The sequence below is a fragment of the Psychroflexus montanilacus genome, assembly GCF_020164535.1.
Lineage (GTDB): Bacteria > Bacteroidota > Bacteroidia > Flavobacteriales > Flavobacteriaceae > Psychroflexus > Psychroflexus montanilacus.
Genome location: NZ_JAIQZC010000001.1, coordinates 99,103 through 123,420 on the forward strand (window position 1 = coordinate 99,103; position 24,318 = coordinate 123,420).

Annotated in this window: 25 protein-coding genes; 15 read left to right on the top strand and 10 right to left on the bottom strand. The window is 36.2% G+C overall.

What is annotated here, in order from left to right:
• Positions 1-247 precede the first annotated feature (247 nt).
• Complete coding sequence (locus LB454_RS00470; RefSeq protein ID WP_224462344.1) at positions 248-694, top strand: KTSC domain-containing protein; 447 nt, start codon at positions 248-250, stop codon at positions 692-694.
• 285 nt (positions 695-979) lie between these two features.
• Positions 980-1,360 (top strand): GxxExxY protein, encoded by a 381-nt coding sequence (locus LB454_RS00475; protein ID WP_224462345.1) that lies wholly within the window; start codon positions 980-982, stop codon positions 1,358-1,360.
• Positions 1,361-1,617: 257 nt separating this feature from the next.
• Here LB454_RS00475 and LB454_RS00480 read toward each other — a convergent pair whose 3' ends face one another.
• Together LB454_RS00480 and LB454_RS00485 are read right to left on the bottom strand one after the other, a co-directional pair.
• Positions 1,618-2,358 (bottom strand): acyl-CoA desaturase, encoded by a 741-nt coding sequence (locus tag LB454_RS00480; protein ID WP_224462346.1) that lies wholly within the window; start codon positions 2,356-2,358, stop codon positions 1,618-1,620.
• A gap of 69 nt (positions 2,359-2,427) precedes the next feature.
• Positions 2,428-2,997 (bottom strand): Crp/Fnr family transcriptional regulator, encoded by a 570-nt coding sequence (locus tag LB454_RS00485; protein WP_224462347.1) that lies wholly within the window; start codon positions 2,995-2,997, stop codon positions 2,428-2,430.
• Between the two features lie 490 nt (positions 2,998-3,487).
• On the opposite strand from LB454_RS00485, the gene LB454_RS00490 reads away from it, so the two are divergent.
• Positions 3,488-4,213 (top strand): class I SAM-dependent methyltransferase, encoded by a 726-nt coding sequence (locus LB454_RS00490; protein WP_224462348.1) that lies wholly within the window; start codon positions 3,488-3,490, stop codon positions 4,211-4,213.
• Between the two features lie 270 nt (positions 4,214-4,483).
• On the opposite strand, the gene LB454_RS00495 is transcribed toward LB454_RS00490, so the two are convergent.
• Positions 4,484-5,056 (bottom strand): DUF4251 domain-containing protein, encoded by a 573-nt coding sequence (locus tag LB454_RS00495; protein WP_224462349.1) that lies wholly within the window; start codon positions 5,054-5,056, stop codon positions 4,484-4,486.
• Positions 5,057-5,077: 21 nt separating this feature from the next.
• On the bottom strand, positions 5,078-6,322 hold the full coding sequence (locus LB454_RS00500) for an NAD(P)/FAD-dependent oxidoreductase (RefSeq protein WP_224462350.1): 1,245 nt from the start codon (positions 6,320-6,322) through the stop codon (positions 5,078-5,080).
• Positions 6,323-6,439: 117 nt separating this feature from the next.
• Between LB454_RS00500 and LB454_RS00505 the strand changes: the two genes are divergently transcribed.
• The gene (locus LB454_RS00505) at positions 6,440-6,856 is read left to right on the top strand and encodes an arsenate reductase family protein (protein ID WP_224462351.1); all 417 of its coding nucleotides are present in this window, start codon (positions 6,440-6,442) and stop codon (positions 6,854-6,856) included.
• Between the two features lie 72 nt (positions 6,857-6,928).
• Here LB454_RS00505 and LB454_RS00510 read toward each other — a convergent pair whose 3' ends face one another.
• Positions 6,929-8,890 carry an aconitate hydratase gene (locus tag LB454_RS00510; RefSeq protein WP_224462352.1) on the bottom strand — a complete coding sequence of 654 codons (1,962 nt, stop codon included), beginning with the start codon at positions 8,888-8,890 and terminating at the stop codon, positions 6,929-6,931.
• Between the two features lie 145 nt (positions 8,891-9,035).
• On the opposite strand from LB454_RS00510, the gene upp reads away from it, so the two are divergent.
• On the top strand, positions 9,036-9,698 hold the full coding sequence (upp, locus tag LB454_RS00515) for a uracil phosphoribosyltransferase (RefSeq protein WP_224462353.1): 663 nt from the start codon (positions 9,036-9,038) through the stop codon (positions 9,696-9,698).
• Positions 9,699-9,743: 45 nt separating this feature from the next.
• Positions 9,744-10,589, top strand: coding sequence for an OmpA/MotB family protein (locus tag LB454_RS00520; protein WP_224462354.1), 846 nt, complete (start codon positions 9,744-9,746; stop codon positions 10,587-10,589).
• Between the two features lie 78 nt (positions 10,590-10,667).
• On the opposite strand, the gene LB454_RS00525 is transcribed toward LB454_RS00520, so the two are convergent.
• Both LB454_RS00525 and LB454_RS00530 read right to left on the bottom strand, forming a co-directional pair.
• The gene (locus tag LB454_RS00525; RefSeq protein ID WP_224462355.1) at positions 10,668-11,522 is read right to left on the bottom strand and encodes a dienelactone hydrolase family protein; all 855 of its coding nucleotides are present in this window, start codon (positions 11,520-11,522) and stop codon (positions 10,668-10,670) included.
• Complete coding sequence (locus LB454_RS00530) at positions 11,519-11,962, bottom strand: DUF2452 domain-containing protein (protein ID WP_224462356.1); 444 nt, start codon at positions 11,960-11,962, stop codon at positions 11,519-11,521. The genes LB454_RS00525 and LB454_RS00530 overlap by 4 nt, the downstream gene beginning before the upstream one ends.
• A gap of 184 nt (positions 11,963-12,146) precedes the next feature.
• On the opposite strand from LB454_RS00530, the gene LB454_RS00535 reads away from it, so the two are divergent.
• The 5 genes from LB454_RS00535 (at position 12,147) to LB454_RS00555 (ending at position 15,146) form a co-directional block, all read left to right on the top strand.
• On the top strand, positions 12,147-12,581 hold the full coding sequence (locus LB454_RS00535; RefSeq protein WP_224462357.1) for an FKBP-type peptidyl-prolyl cis-trans isomerase: 435 nt from the start codon (positions 12,147-12,149) through the stop codon (positions 12,579-12,581).
• A 108-nt stretch (positions 12,582-12,689) separates the two neighbouring features.
• Positions 12,690-13,235, top strand: coding sequence for a carboxymuconolactone decarboxylase family protein (locus LB454_RS00540; protein ID WP_224462358.1), 546 nt, complete (start codon positions 12,690-12,692; stop codon positions 13,233-13,235).
• Between the two features lie 113 nt (positions 13,236-13,348).
• Positions 13,349-13,738, top strand: coding sequence for an alkyl hydroperoxide reductase (locus LB454_RS00545; protein WP_224462359.1), 390 nt, complete (start codon positions 13,349-13,351; stop codon positions 13,736-13,738).
• Positions 13,735-14,163, top strand: a complete 429-nt coding sequence (locus LB454_RS00550) for a hypothetical protein (protein WP_224462360.1) — start codon at positions 13,735-13,737, stop codon at positions 14,161-14,163. The genes LB454_RS00545 and LB454_RS00550 overlap by 4 nt, the downstream gene beginning before the upstream one ends.
• A gap of 116 nt (positions 14,164-14,279) precedes the next feature.
• On the top strand, positions 14,280-15,146 hold the full coding sequence (locus tag LB454_RS00555; protein ID WP_224462361.1) for a sigma-70 family RNA polymerase sigma factor: 867 nt from the start codon (positions 14,280-14,282) through the stop codon (positions 15,144-15,146).
• 243 nt (positions 15,147-15,389) lie between these two features.
• Here the strand turns inward: LB454_RS00555 and LB454_RS00560 are convergent, their stop codons facing one another.
• Positions 15,390-16,103, bottom strand: a complete 714-nt coding sequence (locus tag LB454_RS00560) for an SDR family oxidoreductase (RefSeq protein ID WP_224462362.1) — start codon at positions 16,101-16,103, stop codon at positions 15,390-15,392.
• Positions 16,104-16,226: 123 nt separating this feature from the next.
• On the opposite strand from LB454_RS00560, the gene LB454_RS00565 reads away from it, so the two are divergent.
• Positions 16,227-18,539, top strand: coding sequence for a transglycosylase domain-containing protein (locus LB454_RS00565; protein ID WP_224462363.1), 2,313 nt, complete (start codon positions 16,227-16,229; stop codon positions 18,537-18,539).
• 1 nt (position 18,540) lies between these two features.
• On the opposite strand, the gene LB454_RS00570 is transcribed toward LB454_RS00565, so the two are convergent.
• Positions 18,541-19,392 (bottom strand): SdiA-regulated superfamily protein, encoded by an 852-nt coding sequence (locus LB454_RS00570; protein ID WP_224462364.1) that lies wholly within the window; start codon positions 19,390-19,392, stop codon positions 18,541-18,543.
• Positions 19,393-19,461: 69 nt separating this feature from the next.
• On the opposite strand from LB454_RS00570, the gene LB454_RS00575 reads away from it, so the two are divergent.
• From LB454_RS00575 to LB454_RS00585, 3 genes are all read left to right on the top strand, one after another.
• Entirely contained in the window at positions 19,462-20,748 is a 1,287-nt protein-coding gene (locus LB454_RS00575; RefSeq protein WP_224462365.1) for a mechanosensitive ion channel family protein, read from the top strand.
• Complete coding sequence (locus LB454_RS00580; RefSeq protein ID WP_224462366.1) at positions 20,745-21,953, top strand: MFS transporter; 1,209 nt, start codon at positions 20,745-20,747, stop codon at positions 21,951-21,953. Before LB454_RS00575 ends, LB454_RS00580 begins: the two co-directional genes overlap by 4 nt.
• A gap of 80 nt (positions 21,954-22,033) precedes the next feature.
• The gene (locus tag LB454_RS00585; protein ID WP_224462367.1) at positions 22,034-22,654 is read left to right on the top strand and encodes a YqaA family protein; all 621 of its coding nucleotides are present in this window, start codon (positions 22,034-22,036) and stop codon (positions 22,652-22,654) included.
• A 5-nt stretch (positions 22,655-22,659) separates the two neighbouring features.
• On the opposite strand, the gene LB454_RS00590 is transcribed toward LB454_RS00585, so the two are convergent.
• Complete coding sequence (locus LB454_RS00590) at positions 22,660-24,273, bottom strand: BCCT family transporter (RefSeq protein ID WP_224462368.1); 1,614 nt, start codon at positions 24,271-24,273, stop codon at positions 22,660-22,662.
• Positions 24,274-24,318 lie beyond the last annotated feature (45 nt).

Genomic DNA, 24,318 nt, shown 5'->3' on the forward strand with positions numbered 1-24,318 from the left:
TACTTTGAAAAATAATTTTACCGCAATGGCGCTGAGTTCGCTAAGAGAAACTCAGTAGCCTTTATGTCCCTGCCTTCCGAAGTGAAATGCAGGCAGGTCTGTGGTAAATTTTAAATACTGATTTAAGCGCCTAATTAGCCACGGAAAGCGGAGGAATTATGATTAAAATAAATCTTAGACTTAAAATTCACTGGATGTTTTTCATAGGCTTTTTAAGCCTACTTTTGCAAACTTTAATAGCACACGAATGAAACGAATAGCAGAATACAAAAAACTCTTTGGAGTTGAAAGGCAAATCGAGTTAAAGCCTTTGAAAAAGGCATACCGAGTTCTGGTAAAGGAATGGCATCCAGATAAGTTTCAGGCAGGTGATGAACGTCAGGCCGAAGCCGAAATCCAAAGCAGACGTATCATCGACGGGTATCATTTTTTAGTAAGTATTGCACCAGAAACGATTTTGGCCAATGCTGAACAGTATTCTAAAAGCATAAATTCAGGAATTGCCGATTTTCAACATAAAGGTATGTTGCTGGAAATTACATTTATGGATGGAACAACTTATGAATATTTCGGAGTGACTAAACCTGTCTTTATCAAAATGATTAATAGCAATAAGTTGAACCGTTTTGCTAAACGCTCGATTTATCCAAATTATACCTTTAGAATGGCCAAACGTGAAAATGTAGAGGCTTAGATTTCTAGTTTATTTTTTTATAAAAGTTGTTTCACTGCAGATTCAAGGATAGCACATAGGAATCTGAACCTTTAAAAAAAGCTTTTCGAATTCAATATTTATCTGGTTAAATAAAGTATTAATTCACCACAAACCTGCCTGCATTTCACTTTGGAAGGCAGGGTCACGGAGAACACAGAGGGAAAAATGAACTTTACATTCAAACCTCTGTGAACTCAGTTTCTCTGTGGTTATAATCAAATAGATAAAATTTGTAAATTAGACTTTCTTTTAATACTCTAACTCGTGTATGAAAATGATCTTGCTACAAAAATTATTGGGGCTGCTATAGAAGTTCACAGGCAACTTGGTCCAGGATTACTTGAAAGCACTTATGAAACGTGTTTAGCTTATGAGCTTAAGCAAATCGGACTTAACCTACAGCAACAAGTAGCCTTACCAGTTATTTACAAAGAGGTGAGACTCAATGCAGATTATAGTATTGACCTTTTGGTAGAAAATAAAATTATCATTGAAATTAAAAGTGTTGAAGTACTTGCTGATATTCACACAGCACAGTTATTGACCTACTTAAAATTAAAAGACTTAAAGCTCGGATTGTTAATCAATTTCAATGAAGTACTACTCAAAAACGGACTAAAAAGAGTTTTGAACGGTTATTTGTGAAAGTTGACCGCAAAGCCACTAATTAAACCAACGATTAATATTTGATTAAAATTCTTTGTGTGCTCTGTGCCTCTGTGGTGAGTTAATAATTATTTTTTAATTAAGTACTAATCAATTTTACGAATTACTTTTAAAGAATAGTCTAAAAGGAGTTTTGAATGGATATTTATGATTCTTAATACCTCAGTGTTCTTTGTGCCTCCGCGGTTAAACAATTCTTCTGTATTACTAGTCTTTGTACTAAGTTCAAAATAAACTTAATCCTTAACTTTTATCGATTTTAGTTTAATTAAGCCAAATGTATCCAAAACCCTTATGATTAAGTAGGTGATGTCAATCTCATACCACTTTTCTCCAAAATTAGCTCGGCTTGCATGTTTATGGTGGTTGTTGTGATAACCTTCCCCCATCATTAAAAAGTCAAAACGAAAGAGGTTCTTGCTGGTGTTTTTCATCTGATGGTTCACATAACCAAAAATATGACCAAACCAATTGATGATCACTCCGTGAATCGGGGCCATCAAAAAAGTAATTGGTAATAAAGCCCATTCCCACCAAGTTGTGGCGAAAAACGTAAAGAAAGTAATATAGGCTCCAACCCAGAGTAAACGCGACAGCCTGGAACTGGCAAACAAGTCAAAACCCTCCCATTGCGGAACGTTTTTCGTAAATCGATCATCCACAGGGACTTGCTGAGTATTGATCTCCTGATAGATTTTTTTGGTTTTCCACATCATCGCAAACAAATTGGGGTCATGAGAAGGTGAGTGGGGATCTTTTTCGGTATCGGTGTAAGCATGATGCATACGGTGCATAATACCATACCCGTAAGCACTCAAATAGCTAGGGCCTTGAAAAATCCAGGTTAATACATAAGTAAGGCGTTCCATAGATTTGGACATCGTAAACACCTGATGAGCTGCGTAACGGTGTAAAAAGAAGGATTGGAAAAACAAACCTCCATACCACAGTACCGCAACGAAAAGAAGGATCCACATAATCTTTTTTTGCAAAGGTAGTGGCTTGTTGATCCCGAAACAATGAACCTAGATCAATAAAAGCGATACTTAAAGCTGCTTTCTGATTCGGCTTAAGGCTTGTGAGGTGACTCCGATGTAAGAACTAATATACTTCAACGGTACTTCTTTTAACAATTCTGGTCGTTCCTTGAATAAATTCAAATACCGCTCTTTAGCAGAAAGGTTGAGCAGGTGTTGTTCACGCTTGGATTTGATCAAGAACAGGCGTTCTGCTGTGAGCCGACCAATGAAATTTCCAATTTGCGTGTGCTTGTAGACTTGCTGCAAGTCTTCGTAAGTAATGCTCATCATTTTTGTATCCGTAAGGGTCTGCAACTGATAGGCTGAAGGCTTTCGAGTGAGAAATGAATCGTAAGCACTTACAAATTCATCTTTAAAACAAAAGCCAAAAGTGATTTCTTTATCGGGATCTTCTTTGGGGATGTAGAGACGAACAACGCCAGATTCTATAAAGGAGATGTGATTTTCCACTTTATTTAGCTTTAAGAAGTTAGTCTTTTTTGGAAAGGACCTGGGTTGTAGTTTTGAGGTGAAATATGCCCAATCTGAAGGAGAAATGTCAACGATTTGATCTAAAAAAGCTTTGATTTGTTCCACTGTGTTGCATTCGAATTTGAAAGGATAAATATAAATGTTTGAGAGTCGTTACAGGGAGGGATTAACAAATTGAAAGCAATATTCTAACTAGTTTTTAAACCACCAAAAAGTACACAATGGGATTAAAGTTTTCTGTGGCCTCCGTGACACTACCTGTCGGAATCGAACGCAGGCAGATCCGTGGATAATTTTTAAATGTTTTTTTTACCACAAAGGCACAAAGAACACAAAGGAAAAGTTCTCTGTGACCTCTGTGACTCCGTGGTGAACTTAACTCTGTATCCTCTGCGAGTCTGCGGTTTAAAATGGAACGCAGGCAGGTCCTTGGATAATTTTCAAATGATTTTTTTACCACAAAGGCATAAAGAAGACAAAGGAAAAGTTCTCTGTGACCTCTGTGACTCCGTGGTCAATACTTTTAATTTATATTCCCCTTAATAATTTTTCACCGCCTAGTGCTTAACTTAGTTGACCTCTAAAAATTAAAACGATGATGCTAAATAAAGCTCTGTTTGTATTATGCCTTTTGATGTTGATGTCTCCACTCACTAAAGTTCAGGCTCAAACCGACTCCCAAAACTACCCTTACGACTTCAAAAATGGCGATCCTTCGGGGATTGGAAAATGGTACAAAGGCCGAGAAATCTCCCACGTTATGGGTTACCAGGGCATGGCCTGGCTGGAACGTTCCGACCGGGAACAGGAAGAAGAAACCAGCAGCCTTTTAAAAAACATGCAACTCAAATCCACCGATGCCGTAGCCGATATTGGTGCCGGCTCAGGCTATCATGTCTTCAAAATAGCTCCTAAAGTCAGTGATGGTGAAGTGTTTGCCGTCGATATCCAGTCGGAGATGATAGAGGCGATGAACGAAAAAAATAAAAAAGCAAAAGAAGACCACATTCAATTCATCAAAGGCACAGAACAAAGTGCGAATTTACCTGAAAACTCGGTGGATAAAATCCTGATGGTGGATGTCTATCACGAGTTTGAGTATCCAGTTGAAATGCTGGCGTCTATGAAAAAAGCTCTAAAAGCTGATGGTAAAATTTATCTTATCGAATACAGAGCTGAAGATCCCACAGTGCCTATCAAACGCCTGCATAAAATGAGTGAAGACCAGGCCGTCAAAGAATTTAGAGCTAACGGATTCCAACTGATTGAGAATATAGATAATCTACCGTGGCAGCATTGTATGATATTTGGAGTGAAATAAATTAGTTTATAATTGTCAATAGGAGAAGATTCTACCATGCGCTAAATACTACAAATTACAGTTTTGCTTACAATCTTTAATTTTGAACAGCATTAACCGCTATTACATAATTACAATCGATTGAGCCTAAAGGCAGTCATGTCTGTAACTATGTCAAACAGACCTTAAAAAGTTCTATTAGCTGTATGGCGTTAATTATACGTTTGTCCTATAATTTATATTATGTAAAATAGAAATATTATAAACCAACAGCATTTGTGTAATCTATATTTATTTCTTCTCCTCTGGAAGTTCTAAAGCTTTTATGGTTCCGTCATAGCGAATTGGAAACCGCTGTGAGCTGTTCACGTTAATTAAAGCTTTTAGGTTTGAGTATATCGTCAAAGTTACTTGGTAATTTTCGGAATCCTCTTTAATATCAAATTTTATAGAATATTCATTCTTATCCGCTTCCTTTTCAATCTTCAGGTTTTTGGGAACGCCTTCAAACTCAATTCCTGAATTACTGTTATATCCACCACCCATTTGTCGTTCCCCATAGTATGGTAAATCGGCCGAAACGCTGTCACCTTCAAATCTGAAATAATTGGAATTGCCCTGTAAATTGATTTGTGCGGCATTATCACCTGGTCTGTACAAACCAGCGTTTGCCAGTTGGTTTAAGGCATTAGTCACTAAAGGTCTGGCAACATCAGCTTCAATTTCAAAATACCTGTCTTCTATTATTTTGTCTAAACGTGCTTTATCTTCAGATGATACTTCCCGTTGAATTTCACATGAAAACATGGCCACTACACCGAGTAAGGTGAAAAAAAGTTGGATAGATTTAAAGTTAAATTTCATACCTAAAGTTAAGCTTTAAGATTAGCCCAAATTGATAATGCCGTCTTTAATTTTGGAAATCACCGCCTGAGCAGCAGATTCTCCATTTAGCATAGCCGCATTCAACGAACCATTGGCCAGATGATCTCCTGCTAAAAACACCTGATCTTTGAGCTGAGTTTCCGACTTTGGCAGCATATAATTTACCGTCTGCATAACGGGCAAAGCTTTTTCGATGTGATAAAACTGTTTAAATTCTATCGTTTCAATATCTGCAAAAGTTTTTAAATCTGCTGTAATTCGAGCTTTCAGCTCTTCTTTGGATAACTCGTGAGGTTTCACAATACTTACAGAAAGCAGATGTTCTTCAGCATTTGGTTTTGATACATAATAAATGTTGTTAACCAGAGCTTCTTCATCAGCAATAAGAGCAATCATAGGTTCTTTGAAGGCACGCTGCTTAACGCTAACGTAGTAATTATCAACGCTTTTCCAAAGTGTATGCTGATTGTTCAGATTTGAAATGAGGTGTGAAGCTTCTGTAGCGATAATCACATAATCAAAAGTTTCTGTTGAACCGTTTCCAAATGTAATTTCCTGATCTTGAATGGATTTTACAGGTGTGTTGAAGTGAATTTTAGTATGCTTGAGCTGAGCCATCAGTTGGTTTGGAATAGCCTGAATGCCTTTTTTGGGAATGGTAGCACTCCCCTCACCAAACATTTTGTAGACAAATTCAAATTTTCTAGAGGAGGTTTTCAATTCATGTTCCAGAAAAATACCAGTAAAAAAGGGCTTAAAGAAGTTATGAATGATGTCTTCAGAAAAACCATAGTCTTTCAGGTATTGAAGTGTGGTTTTTTCTTCGGCCAGAAAAATATCATCAAAAGATTTCTTTTTCAGTTCGGTGTTGAGTTTTAAAACTTTCAGTTTATCAGCTACACTTCCAATTTTGGAGGTCAAGGTTGGAAATAACAAGCTGAATTGTCTTAATGGATCACCAATTTTATCGACTCGTCCTTTGTTATATATAATAGCTCCAGAATAAAATGCTTGCAGGTCCAGTAAGTCATAATTGAGATATTTCTGTGTTGCAGGATATTGGGTGAGCAGGACCTGGAAACCATGGTCGAAATGATAGCCGTCTCTATAATCTGTTTTGACCCGGCCTCCTACTCTATCTGTTGCTTCAAAAATTTGTGGCTTAAACCCTGCCTGTTCCAAATTTATAGCGGCTACCAGGCCGCTAAGACCCGCTCCTACTATTGCTATGTTTTGATCTTGCATTGAATTTTCTTTTAAGTGTAAGTTCGAAAATCTTAATCTTTTTAAACCTCAAAGTATTCCTAAAAGTTTCTGAACCCCTGGATTAATGTTTATTTTAGAAAAAAAATAGTATTAACCATGAGCAACAAAGATATGGGAGTTATAGCAAAGAGTGATAATGAATTAAAACTATATTATCATCCAGATAATAGAATTGCAAAACAAAGCATCGCTGTCGCGGAGGCTACAAAAGCTGAAAAGGTATTGATCAATTTGGCTGAAGTGAAACTTACTGAAACTCAGTGGGGAGAAATTTCGAGATTACTCGACAAGCAACCTTCAGAACTTATTAACACAGACCATCCCTACATACAGAAAACTTTGAGTGAGCAGCCTGTTTTGGATGAAAATCAGGCTTTGAAGATTTTGGTTCACGATCCGCAGGTTTTAAGGCATCCTATTGCGATGAGAGGAAAAAAAGTCATTGAAGTTGAAGGTATCAATGATATTATGAAATTACAGGAGATGGATTCTAAAGATGCTAAGCTTCCTTAGAAGCTAAAATAATTTATAGCAAAAAAAAAGCGCTCGTCTGAGCGCTTTTTTTATGAGATATGATTTCACCTATTAAAGTTTCTCTTTGAAATCATTGATGATTCCACCCCTGATAAGTACTTCAATTTGGCGATCACTCAGTGTATGTTTTGCTTTAAAAGCTTTGTTGGCACCTTCAGCTTTATGAACAACCACTTCAATAGGTTCTTTTGATTTAACTGAATTGATAACGTTTTTTAGTTCGATATCATCACCTTGATCAATCAAATCATAATCACTTTTATCTATAAATTCTAGTGGTAAAATACCAAAATTGACTAAGTTTTGCCACGCGATTCTGGCGTAACTTTTTGCAATGACTGCCACCTGACCCAGATATTTAGGAGCCAAAGCCGCATGCTCACGGCTAGATCCCTGTGCATAATTTTCTGCAGCGACCACGACATGTCCACCTCTGGAAACTTTGGCTTCCATCGCTCTGTCATAAAATGAATCATCGATAACGATGAATGAATATTTACTTATTTCTGGTAGATTACTTCTGAAAGGCAGTACTTCTGCTCCGGCCTTTAAAATTTCATCTGTTGAAATGTTATCTCCCATTTTAAGTAAGACAGGCACTTTGTAGGAATCTTCCAATTCTGGAATTTCTGGTAATGTCTTGATATTCGGTCCTTTTTCCAGCTTCACATTTTGATTATCCTCAATTGGTGCTACAAGCATATCTGTATTAATGATTTCGTAGGTAGGATATTCAAATTTAGGATAAGTCATATCAAATTCTTTTTCCATATCTCTGGGATCTGTAATTTTTCCCATCAATGCAGAAGCGGCCGCAGTTTCGGGACTGCAAAGGTGAACCTGATCGTCTTTGGTCCCACTACGATCTGGAAAATTACGTGGCATAGTTCTTAAACTGATGGTACCACTAGCTGGTGCCTGTCCCATTCCTATACATCCCATGCAACCTGACTGATGGAACCTTGCACCAGATTTTATAAGGTTCCCAAAAGTTTTATTTTCAATCATGTTTTGCATGATTTGTCTAGACGTTGGGTTAATATCAAAACTTACTTCCGGACTCACACTTTTGTCTTTCACGATAGCACTTGCTACCCAGAAATCTCGTAATCCCGGATTGGCTGAAGAACCAATAACTACCTGGCTTATGGCTTTGCCTGCTACTTCAGATACTGGGACTACGTTGCCAGGACTGGTTGGTAAAGCGATAAGCGATACCAAATCATCTAGAACTATTTCCTCGTGAAAATCGTATTCACAACCTTCATCTGCCAAAAGTTCTATCCAGTCATCTTCTCTTTCCTGAGATTTCAAAAATCGTTTGGTTTCTTCATCACTAGGAAATACAGAGGTTGTAGCACCCAATTCTGCACCCATATTGGCGATGACATGGCGGTCCATGGCACTGAGTTCTTTTAGTCCGTCACCATAATATTCGATGATTTTACCTACGCCACCTTTGACATCGTGTCGTCTCAGCATTTCCAGAACCACATCTTTTGCACTCACCCAGTCAGGTAGTTTTCCTGTAAGCTTTACGCCCATCACTTTTGGCATTTTAACAAAATAAGGCTGACCTGCTATAGCTGCTGCTACATCTAATCCTCCTGTACCAATGGCCAGCATCCCAAGAGATCCAGCCGCACAGGTGTGAGAATCTGATCCCACCAAAGTTTTTCCAGGTTTTCCAAAGCGTTCCATATGTACAGGATGGCTCACGCCATTCCCTGGACGACTGAACCAAAGGCCAAATCGCTGAGCTGCTGATTTCAAGAATTTGTGATCATCAGCATTTTTAAAATCTGTCTGAAGTAAGTTGTGATCCACATATTGCACAGCGACTTCAGTTTTTGCTCTGTCCAATCCCATAGCTTCAAGTTCCAGTTGTACTAAAGTACCTGTAGCATCCTGAAGCAATGCCTGATCTATCTTGATTCCAATCTCCTCTCCAGGCTTTAATTTACCTTCAATTAGGTGAGATTCAATTAGTTTTTGAGTTACATTTTTTGCCATGACTTTAGTTTCTTTTTGAATGATCATCAAATTACTAAATACATGACAATTCCAAATTCAATTAACAAAGATTAAACTCTTAAGATCAATTGAGATCCATTGGTTTCTGGACTTAAAATAAATTACTTTTGAAAAAAAACACTCTATGAAAGTTCATAACCTAAGTCAAACCAACTCTATATTGAATCATTTTCTACATCAAATTCGAGATGAAAATATTCAGAAAGACAGAATGAAATTCCGAAGAAATATTGAACGCATTGGTGAAATTTTGAGTTACGAAATGAGTAAATCTTTAAGGTTTCAACCCCAAGCTTTCAAAACACCTTTAAGCGAATCAACCTTCAATCAAATCAACAATGACTTAGTTGTCTGTTCAATATTAAGAGCTGGAGTGCCCTTACATAACGGAGTTTTAAATTATTTTGACGAAGCAGACAGCGCATTCGTCTCTGCTTTTAGGAAAACTTCTGAAGACGCAACAACTGAAGATGAATTTGAAATAATTGTGGAATACCTCTCCTCACCTAGCCTGGAAGGGAAAATATTGGTGTTGGCAGATCCTATGCTGGCCACAGGATTATCGATGCTCAATGTATTGAAAGCCCTGCAAAAAATGGGACAACCAAAATCTGTGCACGTTTTATCTGTGGTAGGAGCTCAACCAGGAATTGATTTGATTAATAATTATTTACCTGATGATGCTCATCTTTGGATTGCTGCTATAGACGATAAATTGAATGACAAAGGATATATCATTCCAGGGCTTGGTGATGCTGGAGATCTGGCTTATGGTAAAAAATTGTGATTATTCTTAAAAAAATATTTACATTTATCTCAAAACTAACTACTTATGACCAAAATTGCTACTATTTCAGTTTTATTTGCTGTTTTAATGACGGCTTGTGTATCAAAAAAGAAATACAATCAAGTTGAAAACCAAAAAACAGCCTTACAGGAAGAGATTTCGAATTTGAAATCTGACAGTAAAGAATGTAATGAAAATTACGCTGAGCTTGAAGATGAGGTAATGTCTTACAAACAAAAAATTGCGCAGTTGCAAGGAGACTCAGAAAACAAAATTGAATTGACAGAAAACGGTCAAGTAGTTTCTGAAACGACCAAGGCTAATGTGAGGAAGGTGTTTTCAAAAATGCCAGCAGACCAAAGGTCTAAAGCCAAAACACTTGAGGACTCAATCAACCTGGCAGTTGGCTACAACATCAAGTCCAATTTGCTAACTCAAATGAAGGATGAAGACAAAGAAGCTGACGATGCTATAGAGGTAAGTGTTGCAGAACCTGTAGTGAGAATTACGCTTACAGATAAAGTTCTATTTAAAAGCGGAAGTTACTGGGTAGACAAAAAGGCGTATAATTTGCTGGCTAGAATCGCAGAAGTTATAAACTCCGAGCCAAATATGGATATTCGCGTGGAAGGCCATGCAGATAATATGAAATTATCGGAAAAATCTTACATCGTAGATAATTGGGATTTAAGTATTCGCAGAGCTGCATCTGTGGTAAGAACTTTAGAAAACAAATTTGAAGTAGGTGGCGATCGTCTCATCGCATCCGGGAGATCTCATTATTACCCTGTAGCCGATAATTCTACAAGTGAAGGAAGAGCGAAAAATAGACGAACTACCATTCTATTGCTTCCAAAAATTGACAGGTACATGGAAATTTTAAATAAATAAAATTCACAATTGTACTTGAAAATAAGAAAAGCCTGCTTAGAGGATACCAAGCAGGCTTTTCATTTGCAACAAACTTAACTAGTTGCTATTGTAAATTTCATTGAAAAAGAAAGTCATATTTTCCCATGATTTTTTGCTAGCCTCTTCATCGTAAGCTAAAGGTAAATCATATTCCTTAGCTATACTGTCAGCATCTTTATTGGTATACGAATGCTTAACACCTTCGAACGCAATGTACTCGTAATCGGCATTGACAGCATCCAGTTGAGCTTTAAACTCACTTTCTTGCTCATCTGTTATCATCATATCTTCTGCACCATTCTGAATCAATAATTTGGCCTTTAAGTCTTCACTTGGCATTACTGGCAATCCTAAACCACTATGAAAAACTGCAACAGCGTCTAAATCTGCACCAGCATTAGCCATGGCTAATGCAACACTACCTCCAAAACAAAATCCTATAGCAGATATCTTATCAGAATCTACATATTCACTTTCTTTTAGGGTTTCCATGGCTGCGTTGAACCTTTGTTTTGCAGTATCAAAATTTTTCATCACGTTACCAGAAAACTCCATAGCCTCATCCGGATGTTCGGCTTGTTTACCCTCACCATACATATCTACAGCTAAAGCTACGTATCCCATTTCTGCGAGTTCATCTGCTTTTTCTCTGGCAAAGTTATCGTGTCCCCACCATTCATGGACAACAATAATCCCAGGTCTCCTACCTTCCAGCACACTATTGTGAGCAATGTATCCATTCATAACAGTTGAATTTGATTCATAAGAAATTTCTTTTCCTACTACTTCAACAGGATTATCTTCCTGAATGACTTCTACGTTTTCTTCTTCCTTGTCTTTATCTTTTGTTTCAGATTTGCAAGCTGCGAAAACTATCGCTAAAGCTAGGAGTGTCCATTTATAATTTTTCATGAGTTTTGGTTTATAGGTTTTTGGTTTGTTTCTTTATCAAGGTGGATCCACATTTTATCTTCATTTAATTTAAAACTACCCTTAAACTGAAAATTGCATTCGTTAGGGGAAATGATAGATAAAAATATACTTCCATTTTTCTTTTCGTAGAGGTGATAAATTTCGCCAACAATTGGTTCAAAACTAAATTGAGCACTATAAATAAGATTGTTGTACTCATATTGAGCCATCAACTTCTCATATTTGGTTTTTAGCTCTTCGTATTCAGTTTTGATTTGATGATTGACTTTACTCACATTCGAATTTTTCCAGCCAGTTAAGTCGGTTGGAGTAATTTTGGGAGCACCAGAATTGGTTGCATATGGCAATAGCCCTGCTTCGTATTTGTTGGTTTCCTCATTATAAACCACCTGATCTGGCTTTTTGCTGTTTTCTCCCATAAAATATTTAAATATATTGAGCGAAATTAAATTCAATTATACCAACTATCCTCTTCGCTAAGGTTAAAATTCCTTTAAAATCAGGAATTAAGTAGTGATAAAATTGGGTTTGGGTGTCATAATCATACCTTTGCAATGAATTTAAGTAGAAATCTAATTAATTAGAAATCAATAATTTATTATTATGAGTCAAGTAAAAGAAAAAGACACAGTAAAAGTACATTACACTGGTAAGTTAGCTTCCACAGGTCAAGTATTTGATAGTTCTTTGGAAAGAGAACCAATTGAATTTACACTTGGAGAAGGTACTATCATCCCAGGTTTTGAAACAGGTGTTCTCAATATGAAAGAAAGCGAGAAAAAAACCATAGAAATTCCTAAAGAAGAAGCTTATGGCGAAGTAAGAAAAGATCTTTTTCAACAAGTCGGTAAAGATCAGCTTCCAGAAGAAATAAAGCCAGAAGTAGGAATGGGATTAGTTTCTCAAAATCCTGATGGTTCTGAGCGTCAATTAAGAGTAGCTGAAGTGAATGATGATCATATTGTAGTAGATGCTAATCATCCTTTAGCTGGACATGACCTTACATTTGAATTAGAATTAGTAGAAATCAAAAGCTAGACATAAATTCAAATTATTATTATTTAAAGCCACTCGTAATTGAGTGGCTTTTTTTTGTAAGATGATTTAAGAGATCTCGACTAAAAGTATAAATACAAACATATTCATATGAGACCTATAGAAATAAACGATGCTAAAGAACCTGCTAAAGGAATTTTGGAAGCCACAAAATCAAAGATGGGAGCCGTTCCTATTATGTTCAAAATGATGGCTAATAACCCATCTTTACTTAATGCATACACCAAAGCTGATGAAACCTTTAGAACTAATTCAGGTTTTACCCCACAAGAACAGGAAGTGATTCTTTTATCGGTTGCTGCCTACAACGGCTGCAGCTATTGTGTAGCTGCGCATAGTTTTATTGCTAAAAACCAAAGTAATGTTTCTCCGGAAGTCCTGGAAGCCTTAAGAGCACAAAAAGAATTACCAGATACAAAGCTGGATGCTCTTTCAAAATTCGCCATCTCTGTAGCCAAAGAAAGAGGGTATCCATCAAAAGATACTATGGAAACTTTAAAAGATGCAGGGTATACAGATGAGCATATTGCAGGAGTTCTTACGGGGGTAGGAATGAAAACCATGAGTAACTACATCAATCATATCGCAGAAACAGAGGTAGACGACATGTTTTCTGAATTTAAATGGGAGAGATAGTCTCAGCATCTTTTACTGATTGAAACGCTCAACCTTTACGTTGAGCGTTTTTTGTTCAAACAATTTATAAAATATTTAAACTTGTTTATGACAGCTTGAGTATTTTTGCCAGCATGAAATTAACATTACAACTTGCAGCAGTTTACAATATACTCTGGGGAGCCTGGGTAGTTATTTTCCCCAACCATTTTTTTGAACTTGTAGGCATGGAGCTTCCCTCCCAACCTATGATTTGGCAGGGAATGGGAATGGTCATAGGTGTTTACGGATTGGGCTATTGGTGGGCTTCTTTTGATCCGTTAAGGCATTGGCCTATTGTTGCCGTAGGATTTTTAGGAAAGATATTTGGACCATTGGGTTTTGTGTTTAATTACTACGAAGGCAAAGTTCCATTTGAATTCTTTTACACTTTAATCACTAATGATTTCATTTGGTGGATCCCTTTTTTCCTTATTTTAAAAAGAGTTCATCAAGATTACAACTGGAAACTTTCTGAAAAATGAATCCAATTTTAGAGCATATTCATTCTATCAGAATAGTCATAGATTTTGGATTGGTAGTATTAATATGGATGGTGCAGCTTATCGTTTATCCAGGCTATTCTTTTTACAGTGATGAGAATCTTTTAAAATGGCATAAATACTACACACCGAGAATTACTGTAGTTGTGGCACCCATGATGTTTGTTCAAATGGGAATAGCTATCTATTTATTACTTTTTGAATATTCAATACCAAACTTAACTTATTCCTTACTCGTACTTTCAACATGGGTAGGCACATTCAGTTATTTTGTGCCTTTACATCAAAAAATTGAAGCAAATCAAGAAATTAAACCCTCAGCTAAAAAACTAACTTCTGGGAATTGGATACGAACGTTTCAATGGACTTTGACCTTTGTTTTTGGCTTATATCTTCTCTATTCTTAATTATATAATAAAATACTGGAATTGATGACTTTATAAGGCAACAATACTTGACTTTCTGAGTTTAAAGTCGTATTATAGCAAGATTTCAGTTATTAACTATTATATAAAAATTATATATGAGACAGCTTAAAATTACCAAACAAGTCACCAATCGTGAATCTAAGTCTTTAGACAAATATCTACAGGATATTAGTAAAGTAGACTTAATTACTGCTGAAGAGGAGGTGGAGTTAGCTCAGCGTATCAGAGAGGGCGATCAAGTGGCTTTGGAAAAATTAACTAATGCCAATTTAAGGTTTGTCGTCTCAGTTGCAAAACAATATCAAAATCAAGGGCTAAAACTCCCTGATTTAATCAATGAAGGAAATGTTGGTCTTGTAAAAGCTGCCAAACGATTTGATGAAACCCGTGGTTTCAAATTTATATCTTATGCGGTATGGTGGATAAGACAATCCATCTTGCAAGCTCTAGCCGAACAATCTCGTGTAGTCAGACTTCCTTTGAATAAAATTGGAGTCATCAATAAGATCAATAAGACTTTTTCACACCTAGAGCAAGTGAACGAACGTCCACCTTCTGCTATTGAAATTGCTAAGGAACTGGACATGAGTGAATCTCAGGTAAAAGTGGCTCTCAAAAACTCTGGACGCCATTTATCCATGGATGCTCCCTTCAAAGAAGGCGAAAACGATTCCAACCTGTACGATGTATTGAGTTCAGCAGAATCCCCTACTCCAGACGATCAGTTGATGAGAGATTCGCTGAGTATCGAGATCAATAGAGCCTTGGAAACTTTATCTCAGCGTGAAGCCGATGTTATTCGTTTAAATTATGGAATCGGCAATCAGCCAGCCATGACACTTCAGGAGATCGGAGACACTTTCGATTTAAGTCGTGAACGTGTGAGACAAATTAGAGAAAAAGGCATTAGACGTTTGAAACATCAATCCAAGAATAAGATGCTTAAAAAGTATTTAGGGTAATCCCTTTACTTTTATTCAACAAAAAAGCCATTCAAAATTGAATGGCTTTTTTAATTTTTATGATTCTGTAAGGATAGACTTTAGAAAGTAAAAAATTAGAGATTACTTAAAGATTAATTTCAAATTTCATTAATACTATCCAAATTTGAAAACTAAACCTTTGCTATTTTTCCTACCTTTTAAAACTCATAGCCTATCAAAACTTACCTATTTATTATCTACTTTATATTTGAATAGTATGGCCTATTTCTTAGAAGGCTGAGAGGGTCTCACTTCTACTTTACTTGGTAGAGTTCTTGGATTCATTTTGAATAAATCGACCACGAGTTCACCTATGTCTTCTGGCTGAATCTTCCAGGCGTCACTTTCATCAGGTGTATTTCCATTGAAATGGGTGGCGACAGAACCTGGCATAATCGTAGAAACATTTACACCATGATCCCTTAAGTCTAGCATCACCGCCTGGGTAAACCCTGTTAATCCAAATTTACTCGCATTGTAAGCAGAACCTTTAGCAAAGAAATTGGTTCCAGCGAGACTGGATATAGTTATAAAGTAACCCTTGCTTTTCTTCAAAGCATCAACGCTAGCTTTAATGGAAAAGAATACACCAGTAAGATTGGTATCTATAGTTTCTCTCCACTGGTCTTCGGTGAGGTCTTCAATACTGTGATAGTGACCAAGTCCAGCATTAGCAATAACGTAATCTAACTGACCAAACTCTTTTAAAATTTTATCGACTGCATTTTGTTGAGAAGCCATTTGTCTTACATCGGCTTCAATTCCAATGGCTTTAGTTTCAGGATTGGAACTTTTTAGTAATTCAACTGCCTCATTTGCAGAAGATTGAGACCGGCTGGTGATGGCTACATTCACGCCCTGCTTCATCAGTGCATCTGCAATTCCAAAGCCTATTCCTTTACTACCTCCCGTAATATATGCTACTTTATTTTTCATTTTGATTATAATTTTTTATTCGATTTAAAGTTACGGTCTAGTACCTAAGTCAATTCTCATTTTAAATAGTTTTAACGTCATCAATTATAGATTTAAAACTACTTTTGATTTAAATTTCTGCATATGTCTAAATCGAAGACCAAAAAACTAAAGCTAAACAAGTACTTTAAATTATTTTTATTGGGCTTATCTGGTGTTATCATGATCTTCCTTCTGTTTTTTGGAAGCATCTATATAGGTCTTTGGGGAAAAGTTCAAACTAAAAGTGATTTAATAAATATTCAGCAGTCTGAAGCTACAGAAATACTTGACCGTAAGGGGAAAGTTATAGATAAACTCTATAAATACAATCGCCAATCCATAACCTATTCTGAAATTCCGAAACATCTTGTGAATGCCTTGGTCGCAACAGAAGATGCAAGGTTTTATGAGCATGACGGTGTGGACAACTACAGTTTGCTCAGGGTATTTTTCAAAACGATTTTATCTGGTGATAAGTCTTCTGGAGGGGGAAGTACCATTACACAGCAGTTGGCCAAAAATGTCTTCGGAAGAAAATCCTATGGGTTTTTAAGTTTACCCGTAAATAAGCTCAAGGAAAGCATCATTGCTAAACGAATTGAAGATATTTATTCTAAAGAAGATATCATAGAATTGTACCTTAATACCGTTCCTTTCAGCGGAAATACTTATGGGATAGAGAGTGCAGCGCAGTTGTTTTTTAGCAAGACAACTTCAGAATTGAATTTAAAAGAGTCGGCTACTTTAGTGGGAACCTTGAAGGCAAATCATTCCTATAATCCAAGATTATTTCCTGAGCGAAGTCAGCTGAGACGAGATGTGGTAATTTCCCAAATGCAGAAGTACGATTATATTTCATCTGCTGAAGCAAACAAAGCGATGACTGAGCCTATTGAACTAAAGATTTCAGAAAATAATACTTACCAACGACAGTTTTTTATTGATTTAGTGAAATCTGAAACTGAAAACATTTTAAGTGAATATAAAAAATCAGATGGTTCTAGATATAGCATTGAAGAGGATGGTTTACAGATTCACACCACTTTAGATTTGGGTCAACAGAAACTTTTGGAAAAATCTGTAAAAAATCAGATAGCCTACCTGCAACCATTATTTGAGGCTGAATACGGTAAAAATGCACCATGGAAAGATGAAAGCTTACTTCAAAAACTAGCGGAAAAGACGGGTAGTTTTAAAAACTGGAAATCAAAGAAATTATCTTCAGATCAAATTCAGGATAGTTTACAAAAAACCAGACCCATCGAAGTTATTAAAAATGGCAAAACTACTGTTTTACAGATGTCTATCCTGGATAGCTTAAGTCATAACTTGAAGCAAATCAATGCAGCAAGTTTAAGTGTAGATCCAGTTACAGGTCAGATTTTGGCATATGTAGGTGGTGCAGATTACAGGCTGTCAAAATTTGATATCATAAAAAAAGCAAAACGCCAAGTAGGTTCTACATTTAAACCTATTGTATATGCTAGTGCGTTAAATCAAGGACTTGAACCCTGCGACTATATCTCAGCAAAAAATATTACTTACACCAATGCAGAAGGTTGGAACCCAAAAAACGCTAACAATGATAATGAAGAGGATCCTTACCTTAACTATTCTTTGAAATATGCCCTTACAAATTCTATCAATACCGTAAGCGTAAAGGTACTTGAGCAGGCAGGGATTGCAAATACAATAAGCCTTGGAGAAAGTATGGGTATTGTTTCTAAACTACCTGAGCAGCCATCTCTTGCCCTTGGAGCTGCAGAAATGAATATGAAAGAACTGGCCAGGGTGTATGCCAGTTTTGCAAATCAGGGGAAAGTTCCTACTATCTATTTTGTAACTAAAATTACTTCAAAAACTGGTGAAACTATTGCTGAATTTGATACAGAATCAACTCAAATATCAGATTTGAATCCTGAGCAAAATAGACTCATACTAGCTATGCTGGAAAACGTCGTTAATGAAGGTACGGCAAAGAGATTGAGATCTACCTACGGATTATCACAGGATATAGCAGGTAAAACAGGAACTACTCAAGACAATAAGGATGGTTGGTTTGCGGCAGTTACCCCAAAACTGGTAAATATCACCTGGGTAGGTAATAACAATCAGAGCATCGGTTTTAGATCTACTCGACTTGGACAAGGTGCAAATACAGCACTACCAATTTTTGGAAAAATGTACCAAGACATGTCCAGAGATAATGAGTTTAATGCTATCACTAGAGCGAGATTTCCGAGTCTGACAGCTCAACAGCAAAATATGTTGGAGTGTAAAGACCAAAAAAGAGACGGATTCTTCAAACGTTTATTCTCCAAAGATGAAGTCGAAAAGGAATTTGAGAAAAAAGATCAAGAGAAAGAAGAGAAAAAGGGTTTTTTCGGTCGGTTGTTTGGCAAAAAGAAAAACTAGTTTACTTCCATTCTACTAGTTGTATGTTTTGCTTCAGAAAATCACTTTCTTCATTTGAAATATACATTCTTCCTTCAGAATCAAAAGATAAACCCTCTGGTTGCTGAAAATACTTAGGGTTTAGCTTGTGGAGTATTTTTGGAGATCCGTCAGGATTTAAAATTAATAATTTGGGAATCCTGGAATCCAAAATAAATATTTCATTTGTTTCTGGATGAATCGTTAATTCAGAAGCCAAAAAATCACTCTTTACAAATCCAGTTTTTTTTACTTCAAATATAGAATCGGTATAACTCATAGAACTAAACAGTTCATTTTCTATTCTGAAATTCTTTGGATTAAGTTTGTAAATGATAAAATCCTCTCTGTTGTCAAGGAGATTGTTTTCTTTGGGTATAGTGAGGAATTTCTGCAGTTTTTCGTGATAGTCTAAGCTTTCCATGTCGTTAAATGAAGAAAATTCAGTTTTATAAGATTCAATCTTTCTTTCTTCAGATTCAAAATCAATAATTTTAAAAACCTTGCCATTGCTCTCCATGACATAAGCTACTGAATCAAGGACCCGAATCGATTCATAGTCACCTCTTGGACCAAACTCTATTTCCTTAACAATTTTTTCTTGGTTCAAATCATAAATAAAGATGATTCCATCTTCATCCTGAACACAGGCTATTCTGGAATCATCTACATGACTTATACCAGAGACTTCTCGTAAAACAAAAGGCAATTCCCAGGTTTTAACTACTTTGATTTCATCTGAATATTCATAATCAGGCTTTGAAATGTAATAGACCATGCCCGCGAAAAGAAGAATTCCAGCTACTATATAAAATACGATTAAATTTTGCTTCATAGGTTTTAATAGAATCATCTAAAGCCTTAAAGATGCTAGATAATATGTAAATTTGCAAAAATTTTGACCATGGATAAATCTTCGCTTGCTAGATTTTTTTATAATTTATTGCGAACCAACGATTATGTAGGTGAAACTACAGCTATTTATCTTAATGCGTTGATTAATATTGCTGTATTACTCATCTTAGGTTTTATTGCTTTTAAAATATTGAGGTATTTTGCTGAAAGTGTTTTGCATAGCGTATCCCAAAAAACTAAAACCCATTTTGATGATTATTTGGTTAAGAACAAGGTTTTTGTCTATGTTTCCAATCTCGTAGTCCTCTTCGTGCTCTATGAGTTTATTCCCCTGGCACTAATAGATTTTTCTGAGTTTGAAATTTATTTAGAAAAAGTCTTCGAAGTTGTTATCATCTTTGTGGTGATATGGATTCTGAAGTCTATTCTAATGACTGTTAAGGACTTTCTTCGCACCTTCAATTCTTTTAAAGATAAACCGATAGAAAGTTATATACAAGTATTCATGATCATTGTGTGGGTTGTCGGAATTATCATCGTTTTTTCAGCTCTTACTGGAAAGCCACTTATTAAATTCCTTACAGCTCTTGGAGCATTTTCAGCGGTATTGCTTTTGATTTTTAAAGACACCATCTTAGGGTTTGTAGCTAGTATACAGGTCACCGTTAATGATACTGTAAGATTAGGAGACTGGATTACTATGGAAAAATATGGAGCCGATGGTGATGTGTTTGAAATTAATTTGGCATCTGTAAAAGTGAGAAACTTTGATAATACTATAACAACTATTCCTACCTATTATTTGATTTCGGATTCCTTTAAAAACTGGCGTGGAATGAGTATTTCTGGAGGAAGACGTATAAAACGTTCCATTCTTATAAAAGCTAATAGCATTAAATTTCTTTCTGAAGACGATATCGAAGAGTTGAAAAAAATAAAGCTTATTACCAATTATATTCAAAGTAAGCAGCAGGAAGTGAATGATTACAATACTTCAAATCAAGTTGATAAGTCAGTTCAAATCAATGGCAGAAACCAAACTAACTTTGGAGCTTTCAGAGTGTATGTCGACTATTATCTTGAGCAACACCCAGATATAAACAAAGAAATGATGATGATGACTAGGCAGCTTGCACCAACGGCTGAAGGTATACCACTGGAGTTATATGCTTTTTCAAAAGACAAAGTTTGGGCTAATTATGAGCGGGTCATGGCCAATATTTTTGATCATCTACTAGCTGCCATTCCTTATTTTGATTTAGAATGCTTCGAGTATCCTTCAGGTAAAGATATCAAGTCGATTGCTCCATCTTTAGAATCTTCTAAAGATCAATGAGGGATTTTATCAACTTCATCATCGGTAACTTTAGAAAATTAAGTTTTGGTTGGATGCTTACCTTTTTGTCCAGTTTTGGTCAAACTTATCTCATTTCGTTATACGTAACAGAAATTTCATCAGAATTTGATATCACAGAAGGTACCTTCGGCGCTATTTATGCAGTTTGCACGGTTTTGGCATCTTTCATCATGTTAAGCGTTGGCCATACAGTAGATCATATTTCAGTCAAAAAAGTGACAACTTTTACCATCGTATGCTTGGCCTTTTCATCAATTCTGATGGGAGTATCTTATCACTTAGCTTTTGTCTTTATAAGTCTTGTGGGGTTAAGACTTACTGGACAAGGGATGCTGAGTCACATAAGCATGACTATTCTTTCCAAATTTTATGACAAGAATAGAGGCAAAGCCTTAAGCTTTTCGACACTAGGATTTTCCAGCGGGGAGATTGTCTTACCTTTAATTCTTACATTCATCATAGGCTGGTTCGACTGGCGATGGGCTATGATTGGCTCTGGTGTAATGCTCCTTCTCTATCTGATAAGGCTTCATTTTACAGACTTGGAGCATTTCAATGAACAATTAAGCAGAGGAAAACCTTCCTCTTTGAGCTTAGTCAAAGACTTTGGAAGCATCATCAATGATAAACGTTTTTTGATTTTGATGCCAACTAGTTTTGCAATAAGTTTTACAGTTACTGCAGTTATTTTTTATCAATACGTATTTGTAGCTCAAAAAGGATGGTCACCACAATTGTACGCTGCTTTTTTTACAGGATATGCCATTACTCGATTGGTTTTCTCTCTTGCTGGTGGTCTTTGGGTAGATAAATTTACAGCTAAAAAGATGTTTAGGTTTTACCTTATCCCAATAAGTCTTGGGCTTTTAGCATTTGCGTTTATAGATAGCATTTTTGGAGCACTCTCGTTTCTTTTGATGATGGGGATTACAGTAGGTATGTCTGGTACCATAAAGTCATCTATTTTGGCTGAAGTGTATGGGATTGAAAAATTAGGAGCTATCCGAAGTCTTTTTACCATGTTCATGGTTGTAAGTACAGCTCTTGGCCCACTAATTGTAGGATGGATGATTGATGGTGGATGGAATATTGAAACAATTATGCTGAGTTTGTTTGTGTTTATTATTGCCTGTGCTTTGAATGCACAACGAATTAAAGGAGTACCAACAGTCGACGAAGTTTAATAATTTAACAAATACTTAATTCATTTGTTTGGTTAAAGATATGGTCTAATAAGGGTTTACCCTTATTTTTGTAGCCTATTATGAGTAAGAAAAAGAAAAATCCCAATCGTAAATCTCATTTGAGATTACTTCACCAATACTATACTTATACAGGATTCTATAGTTTTTTGGGTAGAAGTTTGATCAAGGCGGCTCCGCCTATTCTTATTTTTATTGCCGTTTTACTGGGTATTCACTTTTTTGTTATCGATGTAAATACAATGTTGATTTATATCACTGAGAATTTTCCACCGATTGCAGTTTTTGCCATATTTTTCGCATCAGAATCAATCCTGGGACTTATCCCCCCTGAAATTTTTATAGCATGGTGTGGGAAAGCTTCTTCTCCCTGGTTTTTTTTATTTATTCTTTCTTTTTTATCTTATTTAGGTGGAATTATCTCCTATTTTGTGGGAAGAGGTATTGCCAGTATTCCTTCAGTATTCGTGTATTTGGAGGTAAAAATGGCAAAGCATATTAAAAACATGAGGAAATGGGGTGGAATTTTAATCTTAGCTGGGGCTTTGCTTCCTTTGCCTTTTGCCATTGCCAGTATTTCAGCCGGTATTATAAAATTTCCATTTGGAAGCTATTTACTTTTTGGTCTCCTAAGATTTGTAAGATTTGCTATCTACGGAGCATTGATTTTTGGTGCTTTATAATATTATCAAGACGTTTGATCTTCTCTTTTATCCAGCATCCGTTTCAATCGAGTCTCATACTTTTCGTCTTCTTGTTCCTTAGCTTTTATTTTTTGCTTTTTAAAATCTTCTTTCAAGCCTAGATGCAAGGAATAACACATAATGAATAGTATAACGGTAAAAGGCAATGCAGAAACAATGGAAGCCGTTTGTAAGGCTTCAAGTCCTCCACCGATAAGCAATACTGCTGCAATAGCTCCTTCAGTAATAGCCCAGAAGACACGCTGACCTTTTGGAGCATCTATTTTGCCACCGCTTGTCAAACTATCAATCACTAGAGACCCAGAGTCTGATGATGTAACAAAGAAGCTAGTGACAAGTGCAATTGCTACCAAATTAAGAACTATGGTAAAAGGATATTTTTCAAAGAAAACGAAAAGAGAAATATCTACGTTGGTGTTGACGGCATCAATCACCGTGGCTTCCCCTAAAAGCGCATCATGAATGGCTGTGCCACCAAAAGCAGTCATCCAGAAAAAAATAACAAGCGTTGGCAGAAATAAAACGCTTAAAATAAATTCGCGAATTTGTCGACCTTTAGAAATTCTGGCTATGAACATACCTACAAAAGGAGACCAGGCGATCCACCATCCCCAATAAGTGATTGTCCATGGCATCTGCCAATTATCATCAGAATAACTTTCAGTCCAGGTGGATATTTCAAAAAAACCATCAATGTAAGCACCCAAATTTTGAACATAAGATCTGAAAATAAACATGGTTGGACCAAGAATCAAAATGAGTAAAAGCAAAATAGCAGCTATTCTGATGTTCCATTCACTCAAAAATTTAACTCCTCTGTGAATTCCAGAAACAACTGAGATTGTTGCAATAAGTGTAATTCCAGCAATGATGGAAACCTGACTCGTGAGATCATCTGGAAATTCAAAAACATAATTTAATCCAGCCGATATTTGTTTTACTCCATAACCTAGAGATGTTGCCAGACCAAACAGTGTGGCTAATACAGCAAAAATATCGATGATATCCCCCCAAATTCCATGAATTTTTTCTCCCAAAAATGGATAAAACACAGATCTCAACGTCAAAGGTAATCCACGCGTATAAGTAAAATAAGCAAGTGAAAGGCCTACAAGTGCATATACCCCCCATATGTGAAGCCCCCAATGTAAATATGTAAACTGCATAGCTTCTCTTGCTGCTTCTGCAGTCCCGCCTTCAGTGAAAGGTGGATTTGAAAAATGTGACAAAGGTTCTGAAATACTGAAATATAGCAATCCTATCCCCATTCCTGCACTGAAGAGCATTGAAAACCAAGATAGTTTTTTAAATTCTGGCTTAGCATCCTTACCTCCTATTCTCAAGTTTCCATACTTGCTAAAGGCTAGGTACAACATAAATATCAGAAAGAAATTGACTCCCAAAATGTAAAACCAACCTCCTTGTTTTGACACCAGTTCTTGCGTTGAGCTAAAAAATTCTGAAGCAGATTCACTATAAATTAAAGTAAGCGCAATCGAAACAAAAATTAAAAAAGCAGAAGTAAAAAAAACTCTTCCGTTGAGTTTTAATCCGAAGATAGATTCCTTTTCATCGCTTCTTTTAATTTTGTTGGACATATAAGAATTGTTTTGAAAAAACTAAGGGCTATCTTTTAATAGCCC